This window comes from Pseudomonas fluorescens, assembly GCF_902498065.1.
GTDB classification, from domain to species: Bacteria; Pseudomonadota; Gammaproteobacteria; order Pseudomonadales; family Pseudomonadaceae; genus Aquipseudomonas; species Aquipseudomonas fluorescens_BJ.
The window spans coordinates 1150339-1163353 of sequence record NZ_CABVIR010000001.1 but is presented as its reverse complement, the minus strand read 5'-3'; the positions used below and the strand labels follow the sequence as shown (position 1 = coordinate 1163353).

12 protein-coding genes are annotated in these 13015 nt (G+C 60.1%); 10 read left to right on the top strand and 2 right to left on the bottom strand.

Going from position 1 to position 13015, the window contains the following annotated elements:
* Positions 1 to 113 precede the first annotated feature (113 nt).
* From F8N43_RS05645 to F8N43_RS05635, 3 genes are read left to right on the top strand one after another with little or no spacing between them, the layout of a single operon-like run.
* Complete coding sequence (locus tag F8N43_RS05645; protein WP_150653361.1) at positions 114 to 1640, top strand: efflux transporter outer membrane subunit; 1527 nt, start codon at positions 114 to 116, stop codon at positions 1638 to 1640.
* The gene (locus F8N43_RS05640; protein ID WP_150637044.1) at positions 1633 to 2757 is read left to right on the top strand and encodes an HlyD family secretion protein; all 1125 of its coding nucleotides are present in this window, start codon (positions 1633 to 1635) and stop codon (positions 2755 to 2757) included. The genes F8N43_RS05645 and F8N43_RS05640 overlap by 8 nt, the downstream gene beginning before the upstream one ends.
* Complete coding sequence (locus F8N43_RS05635) at positions 2747 to 3772, top strand: DUF2955 domain-containing protein (protein WP_150653360.1); 1026 nt, start codon at positions 2747 to 2749, stop codon at positions 3770 to 3772. The genes F8N43_RS05640 and F8N43_RS05635 overlap by 11 nt, the downstream gene beginning before the upstream one ends.
* Here F8N43_RS05635 and F8N43_RS05630 read toward each other — a convergent pair.
* Both F8N43_RS05630 and F8N43_RS05625 read right to left on the bottom strand, forming a co-directional pair.
* Positions 3757 to 4209, bottom strand: a complete 453-nt coding sequence (locus F8N43_RS05630) for a YMGG-like glycine zipper-containing protein (RefSeq protein ID WP_150634310.1) — start codon at positions 4207 to 4209, stop codon at positions 3757 to 3759. The two genes, F8N43_RS05635 and F8N43_RS05630, sit on opposite strands and share 16 nt — an antisense overlap.
* Positions 4210 to 4273: 64 nt before the next feature.
* Positions 4274 to 5185 (bottom strand): helix-turn-helix domain-containing protein, encoded by a 912-nt coding sequence (locus F8N43_RS05625; RefSeq protein ID WP_150634309.1) that lies wholly within the window; start codon positions 5183 to 5185, stop codon positions 4274 to 4276.
* A gap of 161 nt (positions 5186 to 5346) precedes the next feature.
* Here F8N43_RS05625 and F8N43_RS05620 point away from each other — a divergent pair, with 161 nt between their 5' ends.
* The 7 genes from F8N43_RS05620 to F8N43_RS05590 all read left to right on the top strand — a co-directional run bounded on the left by F8N43_RS05620 (position 5347) and on the right by F8N43_RS05590 (position 12928).
* Positions 5347 to 6705, top strand: coding sequence for a glutamine synthetase family protein (locus tag F8N43_RS05620; RefSeq protein WP_150653359.1), 1359 nt, complete (start codon positions 5347 to 5349; stop codon positions 6703 to 6705).
* A gap of 155 nt (positions 6706 to 6860) precedes the next feature.
* Complete coding sequence (locus F8N43_RS05615; RefSeq protein WP_150653358.1) at positions 6861 to 7949, top strand: polyamine ABC transporter substrate-binding protein; 1089 nt, start codon at positions 6861 to 6863, stop codon at positions 7947 to 7949.
* On the top strand, positions 7946 to 9247 hold the full coding sequence (locus F8N43_RS05610) for an NAD(P)/FAD-dependent oxidoreductase (RefSeq protein WP_150653357.1): 1302 nt from the start codon (positions 7946 to 7948) through the stop codon (positions 9245 to 9247). The genes F8N43_RS05615 and F8N43_RS05610 overlap by 4 nt, the downstream gene beginning before the upstream one ends.
* 223 nt (positions 9248 to 9470) lie before the next feature.
* Positions 9471 to 10067 (top strand): paraquat-inducible protein A, encoded by a 597-nt coding sequence (locus F8N43_RS05605; RefSeq protein ID WP_017339017.1) that lies wholly within the window; start codon positions 9471 to 9473, stop codon positions 10065 to 10067.
* Entirely contained in the window at positions 10064 to 10714 is a 651-nt protein-coding gene (locus F8N43_RS05600) for a paraquat-inducible protein A (protein ID WP_150653356.1), read from the top strand. Before F8N43_RS05605 ends, F8N43_RS05600 begins: the two co-directional genes overlap by 4 nt.
* A complete protein-coding gene (locus F8N43_RS05595) occupies positions 10695 to 12350 on the top strand; it encodes an intermembrane transport protein PqiB (protein ID WP_150653355.1) in 1656 nt (551 codons plus the stop codon). The genes F8N43_RS05600 and F8N43_RS05595 overlap by 20 nt, the downstream gene beginning before the upstream one ends.
* Before the next feature lie 17 nt (positions 12351 to 12367).
* The gene (locus F8N43_RS05590) at positions 12368 to 12928 is read left to right on the top strand and encodes a membrane integrity-associated transporter subunit PqiC (RefSeq protein ID WP_150637054.1); all 561 of its coding nucleotides are present in this window, start codon (positions 12368 to 12370) and stop codon (positions 12926 to 12928) included.
* Positions 12929 to 13015 lie beyond the last annotated feature (87 nt).

Sequence of the window (13015 nt, the reverse complement as noted above, 5' to 3'; positions counted from 1 at the left end):
GTCGTTCCTTTTTGACGGGTCATATTGAATGTGATGACGCTTGAGAAGCTTAGCAGTCAGTTGATCATCAGGGCGTCTATGCTCCTGTGAGCTGACTGGAATGGAAAACATGCATGCATTTGACGCGATCAGGCCAATTGCTCCTGCTGGGTGTGCTCGGCTTGAGTGGTTGCGTGCGCCTCGGGCCGGATTTTCAGTCGCCGAAGCTGGCGTGGATCGACCGTTGGAGCTCCCCTGCCCTCGAACAATCCAGCCAGCGCAGCCTGAATCCCGATTTGCGGCAGTGGTGGCAAGTCTTCGGCGATCCGCTGCTCGATCGTCTGATCGCCGAGGCGGATGCCCACAATTCGGATTTGAGGATCGCCGGTCTGCGAGTGATGGAGGCCCGGGCCCAACTGGGGATCGCTCAAAGCGGACGCTACCCGCAGCTGCAGCAAGCCAGTGTCGACAGTCTGTACTTCAACCGCAGGCAATCCGGCGGGAGCAATCCACAGGACAGCCATTTCTGGCAACACAGCGCCGGGTTCGACATAGGCTGGGAGCTGGATTTCTGGGGGCGCTTCGCCCGTGCCATCGAATCGGCCGATGCCGGTTACTTCGCCGCACAGGCCAACTACGAAGACGTGCTCGTCCTGCTGCGTGCCCAAGTGGCGGACACCTACTTTTCGTTGCGCACCACCGAGGCGCGTTTGCGCGTTGCGAGGGAAAATGCCAGACAGCAACAGCGTAATTTCGAGATCACCGAAAAGCTGTTCAACAGTGGCCAACAAGCCGAACTCGACCTGCAACAGGCCAAGACTCAATACCTGGGCACCCTGAGCACCATTCCCAACTTCGAAGACCAGGTGCTGCGTACCCGTAATGCGTTGGCTGTGTTGATCGGCCAGCCGCCCGGCGCGCTGCCGCAGTTACTTGAGAATGAAGGATTGATCCCGCTAGTAGACCGCGCGGTGCTGCAGGATGTACCCGCCAACCTGCTACTTCGCCGGCCCGACGTGCGCGCGGCCGAACTCAATGTCGCAGCACAATCGGCGCTGATCGGCGTTGCCGAAACCGATTTCTACCCGTCGTTGACCTTGCTCGGCAGCATCGTCTGGTCGGCCGACACCCTGAATGGCACCTCCAGAAGCCTGGACTTCATCGGTGGCCCCAGTCTGCGCTGGAACCTGTTCGACCATGGCCAGATCAGCAACAACGTGCGTATCCAGGATGCGCGGTTGCAGCAGTTGATCGAAGCCTACCGCGACAAGGTTCGCCAGGCGGCGCGCGAGGCCGATGACGCGGCCAGCGGATTGATCAAGTCCCTGGAACGCGAACGCATCCTGCGTGAGGCCGAAGTCGCCGCCAAACGTTCGTTGGTGCTGGCCAGTGTGCAATATCGTGAAGGTTATTCGGACTTTCAGCGGGTGCTGGATGCGCAACGTGCCTTGCTGGAGCAACAGGACAACTATCTGGTCAGCCGCAGCAATGCCGTGAGCAATGTGATTGCCCTGTACAAAGCCTTGGGTGGTGGCTGGTACAGCGCGCTGCCGAAAATCGATGCGGCCACCCGCCGACAGATGGAGCAACGCACGGACTGGGGCGATCTGCTGGATGAGCCTTCAGCTGCACAAGCCAACAAGGTAAAAGACCATGAGTGAAGCCGCACCGCCCTCCCCCAAGGCACCCGAGCCGCCCGCCGATCCGGCGAAAAAAGGCATCAAATGGGTGTTGCTGGTCATCGTCCTGAGCCTGGCCTGGTACCTGTCGGCGGACCGGTTCACGCCTTACACCCAACAGGCCCGGGTGGGCGCCTTTGTCATTCCGGTGGCTGCGGAAGTGGCCGGTCGGGTCATTCGCGTCAACGTGCGCAACAACCAGGACGTCAAGGCGGGAGATGTTCTGTTCGAAGTGGATCCCCAGCCGTATCAAATCGCCGTCGACCGTGCACGCGCAGACCTCGAATCGACTCGCCGACAGATCGGTGCCAGCACCGCCGGCATTGCCTCGGCACAAGCCAATCTGCGCGCCGCCCAGGCTAACGAACTCAAGGCGCGCCAGGACAATCAGCGCCTTGAGGGGCTGTACCGCGATGACCCCGGAACCATTTCCGTGCGCCTGCTCGAAGTGTCTCGCGCCAACCGCGAACAAGCCGTCAGCCAGGTCGCCGCCGCCCGTGCCGAAGTCCAGCGCGCTCGTGAGCAGGAAGGAGGTAGCGAAGAAGATAACGCTCTGCTGCGCAGTGCCGCCACGGCGTTGTCGAAAGCCGAACTGGACCAGGCCAACACGCAGGTTCGCGCACGTTCGGCAGGTTTGATCACCGACTTGCGCACCGATACCGGACAGTTCGCCGCCGTCGGCAGTCCGGTCATGACCCTGATCGCCATCCACGATGTATGGATCAGTGCCGACATGACCGAGAACAACCTCGGTCTGGTCAAGGTCGATACGCCGGTGGCGATCGTTCTGGATGCGCTGCCGGGCGAAGTATTCGACGGTCGCGTACGCAGTGTCGGCTACGGCGTCAGTGTCGGTCAGACGCCGGCACCCGGTACGTTGCCCAGCGTGCAGAACAGCCGCGACTGGTTACGCCCGGCTCAGCGTTTTCCAGTGATCATCGAGCTTTCCGACGACGCCAAAGCGCGGCTGCGCGACAGTCGTGCGTTGCGTGCCGGCGGCCAGGCTGAAGTCATGGCCTTCCCTAGTCAAGGCAATCCGCTGAACCCGCTTGGCCGTCTGTTTCTTGGCCTGATGAGCTGGCTGTCCTATGCCTACTAAACGCACGCCCCGGGCTCAACGCGCACTGCGTCTGGCCACGGGCACTGCGTTGTGTCTCGCAGCGAGTTTCGGTTTGGGCTTGCCGATTCCCTTTATCGCACCGGTGCTAGCGTTGTTGCTCCTCGCCACCGTCAACCGGCCATTGCCGTTCAAGGCCGGAATTGTTCTGGCCGTCGTTGCGATGTTGACCACCGGTGTCGGCCTGTTGTTGATTCCGATTCTGCGTTATTACCCGGTCAGTGGCGTGCTGCTGATCGGCGTCAGTCTGTTCCTGGTTTTTCGTTTTGGATTGCGCGGCGGCAACAACCTGATCGTCACCTTTCTGGTGATCGGTCTGACCATGATTTCCTCTGCCGGCGTCGCCGAGTTCGACCTCGCGGCGATGGTTATTGGTGCCCTGGTCAAAGGATTACTCCTTGCCGTGATGGTGGTGGCGGTGAGTCACTGGCTGTTTCCCGACCCGCCCAACGCGCCGTCGCCACCCGCCGCACCGCTGTTGCCGGCGGAAGAAGTCAGCCGGGTTGCGCTGCGTGCAACCCTGATCGTGCTGCCGGCTTTTTTGCTGGCAATGGTCGATCCGGCCAGCTACCTGCCGATCATTTTGAAGGCAGTCGGCCTGGGTCAGCAGAGTTCCACCACGGCCCGGAACGCCGGTCGCGAACTGGTCGGCTCGACCCTGCTGGCCGGCGTGCTGGCGGTGCTGTTCTGGAGTGCGCTCAGCCTGTTCGTGCACCTATGGATGTTTTTTCTGTGGATGCTGCTTTTCGGTCTGGTCCTGGCGCGCAAGTTGTACGCCCTGAGCCCGACCCGGTTCAGCCCGGGGTTCTGGCTCAACAGCCTGATCACCATGATTATCCTGCTCGGTCAGTCGGTGCAGGACAGCCTCGCGGGCAAAGATGTCTACACCGCATTTGCCGTGCGCATGGGGCTGTTTATTCTGGTGACGCTGTATGCGTGCCTGATGGTTTATCTGCTGGATCAGCAACCGCCAAAACGCGTTCAGGGATTGACCTGATACCCCTTGCCTTGCAGGCAACTGCTGTAGGCGGTCGAACTGGTGGATGCGGCGGTTTTCTGCTGCGCACGACGCTCCTGACGTTGACGCGATGCACCCACCATCGCACCGGCGGCGGCCGTCTCTTTGGCCCGGTTCTGCCGATAATCCTGCTTCACATCGTCATCCACACGGTCATAAAACTCATCGTGCTGGCGCCCGCGAACCTGAGCTCCAGCCGCTCCGGCAGCAGCACCGACCGCCGCCCCTTTCAGGCGGCCACCGGATGCCGGCGGCGTCGTTGAACTCTGACTGGCGGCGATGTTGTGGCAGGCGTCGATGTCCAGTTGGGTTTGTTGCGAAGTCTGGCCCTTCATCGGGACCACCGTTTCGGCCCATGCCTGCGTGGCGGCAATCGACAGCGCGGCACACAGACCAAGGGAAGACAAGCTGTTCATGATGACCTCCGGGCAATTCTCAGCCATCAAAAGTGTAGATCACCCACGCTCGCCCTCCCCCGACTTATGACTGACGGCCAACGCGCTTGAGCGTTTCGCTCGGCAGCTCTTTGAACAGCGCGCGATAACTGCTGGAAAATCGCCCCAAATGCCAGAACGACCACTGCATCGCCACTTCGGCCACGGTGGTTTCCATGGGTGAGCGGCTGAGCAGTTCGCGGTGGGCGCTGTTGAGCCGGCGCAGGCGCAACCAGTGCGTCGGCGTCATGCCGGTATACGCCTTGAACGCGTGCTGCAACTGACGCAGCGAAACCCCGGCGACCTGGGACAGCTCGAGCAAATTCAAGGTTTCTTCCGGGGAATCGGCCGCCCATTCGCCGATGCGTTTCATCACCGCCCGCTCTTCGGCGCGACGCTGCAAACCGCCGCGGTCCAGGCAGACGCACGCGTTGTCGAGGATGTACAGACAGTCTTCCAGCAATTGCTGGGTCAACGCCTCTTTGCTCGGCGGATCGAGGGTCTGCGCCAAACGAGTCAAGGTTCCGCTCAGCCAGCGACTGAACAGCGCGTTCTGCCCCGAATTCAGCGGCGCCATGAACAACCCTTCGAGCCTGGCGACATTCAGGCCGTGGCGCTGAACGAACTCAGGCCCGAACACCACGGCAATTTCCTGGTAGTTCTCCGGGGTGATCCAGATGTTGCGGCTTTCTTCATTCAACACGTACAGCGCGTTGTCGCTGCGATCGAAACAGAACGCCAGTGAACCCTCGGGCGCGCTGAAATTCTGTTCGACCCGGGTGTTCATGTGTTCCTCGTAAATCTCTACGCCTTGCAGGTCCAGATATCGCACCCGCCCGGCGAAATGCCCCGGCGACATCTGCTGGTACTGCTGGACCCAACCGGGTGTGGCGCGGATTTGTTCGGCGACATCGGCGGTGTTGAACGCTTGGACCTGCAATGGATTGCACGCTGTCATGGGTGACCTTACGCACTCGTTTGGTGCGTTTTGGTGCTGCTGAAAGTGGATAGATGGAACGTCAAGGCTCGCCCAAGATAGTCGTCAACGCGTCCCAGGGGAAGTGTGTGGCGGATGAAACCACCCTCCCCGGCGTTAATAAAACCAATAATGAGGTCTTTATGAATGTCCCTTTCGATCAGCTGCTCACGTGGCTGAAAGATCACAAGATTACCGAAGTCGAGTGTGTCGTCAGCGACCTGACCGGCATTGCACGCGGCAAGATTGCACCCACCAACAAGTTCCTGCATGAGCGAGGCATGCGCCTGCCGGAAAGTGTGCTGTTGCAAACGGTAACCGGGGACTTTGTCGACGACGACATCTACTACGACCTGCTCGACCCGGCCGACATCGACATGGTGTGCAAGCCGGTTTCCGACGCGGTCTACGTGATCCCATGGGCCATCGAGCCTACCGCGATCGTGATCCACGACACCTTCGACAAATTCGGTAACCCGATCGAACTGTCACCGCGCAACGTGTTGAAGAAAGTCCTGCAGCTTTACACCGATAAGGGCTGGAAGCCGATTGTCGCGCCGGAAATGGAGTTTTACCTGACCCAGCGTTGCGAAGACCCGGACTTGCCGCTCAAGGCGCCGCTCGGCCGTTCGGGCCGTGCGGAAAGTGGCCGTCAGTCGTTTTCCATCGACGCCGCCAACGAGTTCGATCCGTTGTTCGAAGACGTCTACGACTGGTGCGAATTGCAAGGCCTGGACCTCGACACGCTGATCCACGAAGACGGCCCGGCGCAGATGGAAATCAACTTCCGTCACGGCGACGCGCTGGACCTCGCCGACCAGATCACCGTGTTCAAACGCACCATGCGCGAGGCCGCGCTCAAGCACAACGTCGCGGCGACGTTCATGGCCAAGCCGATTGGCGATGAGCCGGGCAGCGCGATGCACATTCACCAGAGCGTGGTGGACATCGCCACCGGCAAGCCGATTTTCGCCAATGCCGACGGTCAGATGAGCGAACTGTTCCTGCACTACATTGGCGGCCTGCAGAAATACATCCCCAAAGTGCTGCCGATGTTTGCGCCCAACGTGAACTCGTTCCGCCGTTTCCTGCCGGATACCTCGGCACCGGTGAACGTCGAGTGGGGCGAAGAAAACCGCACCGTGGGCCTGCGTGTGCCGACCTCCAGTCCCGAGGCGATGCGCGTGGAAAACCGCTTGCCGGGCGCGGATGCCAACCCCTATCTGGCGATCGCCGCCAGCCTGTTGTGCGGGTACCTCGGGATGGTCGAGCGCGTCGAGCCGAGTGCTGCAGTGCAGGGCCGGGCCTATGAGCGACGCAACCTGCGTTTGCCGATCACCATCGAAGACGCGCTGACGCAGATGGAAGAATGCGAAACCATCGGGCGTTATCTGGGCGACAAGTTTGTCCGCGGTTACGTGGCGGTCAAGCGAGCGGAACACGAGAACTTCAAGCGGGTGATCAGCTCCTGGGAGCGGGAGTTTTTGTTGCTCAGCGTCTGAGCCCTACACACATCCCCTGTGGGAGTGAGCCTGCTCGCGATAGCGTCGGCACAGCCAACCTCTGTATCGATTGGCCCACCGCTATCGCCAGCAGGCTGGCTCCCACAGGAATAGCGAAACACCTGAATAACCCAATAATTCCAAGAGGTGTCGATATGCGTCTATTGAAATCCGTGGTTCCGGCCGCGCTGGCAGTCTTGTTCAGCGCTGTTGCGCACGCTCAACCACAGGTCAGCGTCTACAACTGGACCGATTACATCGGCGAAACCACCCTCGCCGACTTCCAGGCGAAAACCGGGATCAAGGTGATCTACGACGTCTTCGATTCCAACGAAACCCTTGAGGGCAAACTGCTCGCCGGCCGTACCGGGTATGACGTGGTGGTGCCGTCCAACCACTTCCTCGCCCGCCAGGTGAAGGCCGGCGCGTTCCTAAAACTGGATCGCGCACAGCTGCCGAACTTCAAGAACCTCGACCCGAAACTGCTGGCGCTGCTGGAGAAGAACGATCCGGGTAACGAGCATTCGGTCCCCTACCTGTGGGGCACCAACGGCATCGGCTACAACGTCGACAAGGTCAAGCAAGTGCTCGGCATTGATCACATCGATTCATGGGCCGTGCTGTTCGAACCGGAAAACATCAAGAAACTCAGCCAGTGCGGCGTGTCGATGATGGACTCGGCGGATGAAGTGTTCCCCGCGATCCTCAATTACATGGGCATGGACCCACGCAGCGAGAACCCGGAAGACTTCAAAAAAGCCGAAGCCAAGCTGTTGAGCATCCGCCCGTACATCACCTACTTCCACTCCTCCAAGTACGTGTCGGACCTGGCCAACGGCGACATTTGCGTGGCCTTCGGTTATTCGGGTGATGTGTTCCAGGCCGCCAACCGCGCCAAGGAAGCCAAGAACGGCGTAAACATCGCTTACGCGATCCCCAAGGAAGGCAGCAATTTGTGGTTCGATTTGCTGGCCATTCCCGCCGATGCCAGCAACCCGAAGGAGGCTCACGCCTTCATCAACTACCTGCTGGACCCGCAAGTCATCGCCAAGGTCAGCGCCTTGGTCGGTTACGCCAACCCCAACCCGGCCGCCAAGCAATACATGGACCCTGAGCTGGTGAACAATCCCGAGGTTTACCCGCCTCAGGAAGTCCTCGACAAGCTCTACATCTCGACCACCCCGCCCCAGGCGATCATGCGGCTGATGACCCGTTCCTGGAGCAAAGTGAAGTCCAACAAATGAATCAGTACAGCAACGAACATGCGCGCTCCTATTACGCCGCATCGGCCCATCCGCTAACGCCCTTCCCTGCGCTGGAGGAAGACCTCATTGCCGATGTCTGCGTGATCGGCGGCGGGTTTACCGGGGTCAACACCGCCATCGAACTGGCGCAGCGCGGGCTCTCGGTGATTTTGCTGGAAGCCCGTCAAATCGGCTGGGGCGCCAGCGGGCGCAACGGCGGTCAGTTGATTCGCGGCATTGGCCACGACGTCAGCGGTTTGGCCCGGCACGTCGGAGCAGAAGGCGTGCGTTATCTGGAGCGCGCCGGGACCGAATCGGTCGAGCTGGTGGGCAAGCGCATCCGCGAGCACGGCATCGATTGCGACTTGCGTTGGGGTTTTTGCGAACTGGCCAATACCAAGGCACAGTTCGCGGCGTTCAAGGCAGAGCAGGAAGGCCTTGTCGGCTCGGGTTACGCCCACGAAACGCGCTTGGTCGGGCCGGAACAGATTCGTGAACAGGTGGTGAACTCGGGGGTGTATGCCGGTGGCTTGGTGGATATGGGCTCTGGGCACTTGCACCCGCTCAATCTGGTGCTCGGTGAAGCGCGACTGGCGCGTTCGCTTGGGGTGCAGATCTTCGAGCAGAGCCCGGTGCTCGAGTTGATGCATGGCCACACCGTGCAGGTGCGTTGTGCCGGTGGCACGGTGCGCGCCGGCAGTCTGGTGTTGGCGTGCAATGCACATCTGGACGAACTCGAACCGAAGCTCAGCGGCAAGGTGCTGCCGGCAGGCAGCTACATCATCGCCACGGAGCCTTTGGCGCCGGAGGTTGCAAAGCAATTGATCCCGCAGAACCTGGCGCTGTGCGACCAGAAAGTCGGCCTGGATTACTACCGGCTCTCGGCGGACCGGCGTTTGTTGTTCGGCGGTGCCTGCCATTACTCCGGGCGTGATCCGTCGGACATCGCCGCCTACATGCGCCCGCAAATGCTCAAGGTGTTCCCGCAACTGGCCGATGTGCGCATTGATTATCAGTGGGGCGGCAAGATTGGCATCACGGCCAATCGCTTTCCGCAGGTCGGGCGCTTGAGCCAGCATCCGAACGTGTTCTACGCCCAGGGTTATTCCGGTCACGGCCTGAACGTGACCCACTGGTGCGCCAAACTGCTGAGTGAAGCGATTCATGCCGGGCACAGCCAAGGCTTTGACGTATTCAGCGCCGTGCCACACATGACTTTCCCTGGTGGCCCGAAGCTGCGCTCGCCGTTGCTGGCACTCGGCATGTTCTGGTATCGCCTGCGTGAAGTGCTCGGCTAAAGCGCAACCGTGTTTGAGCTACCGCTTTCGCGGGCAAGCCCGCACAGGATCTTCAGCGGACACAGCATTGGTGAACGACGAAGATCCTTGCGGGAGCGGGCTTGCCCGCGAAGAACGATGACACGGACTATCGGTCGTTTGAGCCTTTCGATTTGCTCATTCACAAGGCACTTCTATATTGAGGAGGTGCTCTGACTTTCCTGTGTCCTGGCGAGTGCGGCCTATGGCTACGACTGACCAACTGATCATCTGCGAGCACTGCGACTGCGTGTATCAAAAAGTCACGCTCGCCAAACATCAGAAAACCCTGTGTACGCGCTGCGGCGGTGTGCTTCAGCGTTATAACGGCCTGACGGTGGAGCAGCGACTGGCGTTGACCGTGACGGCATTGATGCTGTGGATTTTCGCCAATTTCTATCCGGTGATGAGCATCAGCCTTAAAGGCTTGAAAAACAGCGCAACGCTGTGGGATTCCATAATGGCCCTGACGCTGGGCCCGATTACCTTCATCGCCCTGGTGGCGGCCATTTCCATGATCATTGCGCCGATTTTCCAGTTGCTGCTGTTGATCTGGGTCTTGAGCTTCGCCCTCACCTCCCGTCGCTCACCGGGTTTCAGATTCTGCATGCGCTGGCTGGAAACCCTGCGGCCCTGGAGCATGCTGGAAGTCTGCCTGCTGGGGGCGATGGTCGCGGTGATCAAGCTCGCCGGGTTGCTCGACGTGCTGCCCGGCATCGGACTGTTCGCCCTGGCCATTCTCAGCCTGATGATGATCCGCATTGCCGGGCGCGATATACGTGAACTGTGGGATGTTTTATGACCACGCCTCCGGTCGCGAGCGAACTCAACCTGTGCCTTTGCCACAGCTGCGACCTGGCCTGTGACATGACCGGCGAACCCCAAGAATGCGAGCGTTGCGGTGCACCGCTGCATCGGCGCAAGCCCAACGCACTGACCCGCACCTGGGCCTACCTGCTGACTTCGCTGGTGTTTTACATCCCGGCCAATGTGTTGCCGGTGATGAACACCAAAATGGTTGGCGCCGGCGCCGACAGCACCATCATGGGCGGTGTGCTGGATTTCTGGCAGCACGGCGCCTGGGACATTGCCCTGATCATTTTCATCGCCAGCATCGCGGTGCCGGGCGTCAAATTCGTCGCTCTGACGCTCCTGCTGGTGACCGTTCAGCGCGACAGCCAATGGGCGCGCAAGGAGCGGTCAAAAATGTACCGCTTCGTCGAGCTCATCGGTTATTGGTCGATGCTCGACGTGATCGTGGTGGCCCTGGTGGCTTCACTGGTCAAGTTTCAAGCCCTGGCCGATATCGAACCCCGCGTGGGCATTCTCTTCTTTGGCCTGGTCGTGGTGTTCACCATGCTCTCTGCCATGAGTTTTGACCCGCGTTTGATCTGGGACCAACACCATTCGAATCACGAGGAGGTCATGGATGAAGTCGCAAGCCACTGACGGGCCGCAAGCTCCCGGGCAGGCCCCGATCAAGACCCGTCGTTTCAGCGTTTCCTTGGTATGGATAGTCCCGATTATCGCGGTGCTGGTAGGTATTTCGCTGGTGGTGCACAGCATCCTGCAGGAAGGACCGACCATCACCGTCACATTCAAGACCGGCAGCGGCCTGACCGCCAACAAGACCGAGGTCAAATACCGTAACGTGGTGATCGGGCAAGTCTCCGAGGTAGAACTGAGCAACGACCAGAAAAGCGTCAACGCCACCATCAAACTGGCCAAGCAGGCGGAAAGTTTCACCCGCGAAGACTCGCAATTCTGGGTGGTGCGGCCCCGAATCGGCGCGGGCGGCGTGTCGGGTATCGATACGCTGCTGTCCGGGGACTACATTGGCGCCGACATCGGCCAGGCCAATGCGCGGGCGAAGAACTTCAAAGGCCTGGAAAACCCGCCGCCGATCACTTATGGCGAGCCGGGCAAGCGCTTCATGTTGCATACCCCGGACCTCGGTTCACTGGACATCGGCTCGCCGGTTTACTACCGCAAGATTCCCGTCGGGCAGGTCGTCGCTTATGCCCTGGACGCCGACGGCAAAGGGGTAAACATCGAAGTCTTTATCCATTCACCCAACGACGCCTACGTCACCGAAAACACCCGGTTCTGGAATGCCAGCGGGATCGATGTAAATGTCGGGGCCAACGGTTTTGCAGTAAAGACCGAATCGCTGTCCTCCATACTGGTGGGCGGCATCGCTTTCCGCGCCCCGGAATACAGCCCCAACGATAAATCGGCTACCGAGGAAAAAGCGTTCGAGCTGTTCGAAGACCAGCAAACCGCCCTCGCCCCGCCCAACGGCAAGGCGCAATACCTGAGTTTGCGTTTCGACCAGGCACTGCGGGGGCTGAAGGTCGGTGCGCCGGTGGAATTCCTTGGCATCGAGTTCGGCAGAGTGGTGTCAGTCAATCTGGATTTCGATGCAAAAAAGCGCAGCTTTCCGGTCAACGTCGGCATCGTGATCTACCCGCAACGGCTCGGTCAGGCTCACGCCAAAATGCTTGAGGCGTTGAAGCACGACCCCAATGACGAAGCCGCCGGTGTCAGGCTTATGGGCTCCTTCATCGAAAACGGCCTGCGGGCACAGGCCCGAAGCGGCAACCTGTTGACCGGTCAGCTCTATGTAGCGCTCGACTTCTACCCGAAGGCAGAGAAAGTCGTGTTCGATCCAACCGCTCGGCCGGTGTCCATCCCGACCATTCCCGGCAGCCTTGAACAGTTGCAGGAAAAACTCGAAAGCATGGTCAACAAAATCAACGACCTGCCCATCGGACGCATAGCCGGCAACCTCGACAGCAACCTCGTCGAGCTGCGCAAAGGCCTCGCGCAATTCAACGCCAAGACCTTGCCCGGCGTGCAAACCACCCTGGCGGACGTCAGCAAGACCCTGCAATCGGCCAGCTCGACCCTCGCCGAGGACTCGCCGCAACGCGAGCAATTGACCCAGACCCTGGACGAACTCGGACGCATGTCGCGCTCCTTGCGTGAACTGTCGGATTACTTGGGCCGGCATCCAGAGTCGCTGATTCGCGGTCGGCCCAACAACGCAGCACCGGCTGATCTGCAGGGTCCACCACGCAACTGACCACAGGAGCAACACCCATGGCTTTTTCGCTGAAGATTGGCTTGGTCACTGCGTGTGTACTGCTTGTCGCCTGCCGCAGTGACCCGATTCAGTTCCACACGCTGACACCGACTCAATTGAGCGGCACCGCACGCGGCAACGGCGCAGACATCCAGATCGAAGGCCTCAGCGTACCGCCTCAGGTCGATCGCCCGCAGATCGTCATTCGTCAGGGCAACAGTGGTTTGGCGATTCTCGAGACCCAATGGTGGGCCGCGAGCCTGGTGGACGAGTTGCGCAGCGCATTAGTCGATCAACTGGCCAACAGCAATCCGCAACGTAAAGTCTCGGTGCGCCTCGATGTGCAACGCTTCGACTCGATACCCGGGCAGTACGGTTTGATCGACGTCAAATGGCGTCTGCGCAATCCCGGTGAAGGTGATAACACGCTGATCACCTGCCGCAGCACGTTGCAGACACCTTCAGGACCGTCCATTGATGACTTGGTGGTGGCCCAGCAAAACAACGTCAAGCGCCTGGCCGCGTTGATCAACCAGGCCGCGAGCGGCACACAGAAAGGTTGCCCGGTGGCGCAATGAATTGACGTTTTTTTCTCATTCCATCCCTTACATTTGGCGCCGCCTCAAAGCTGCAAATGATTCGTATTGACCTACAATCATTCACAG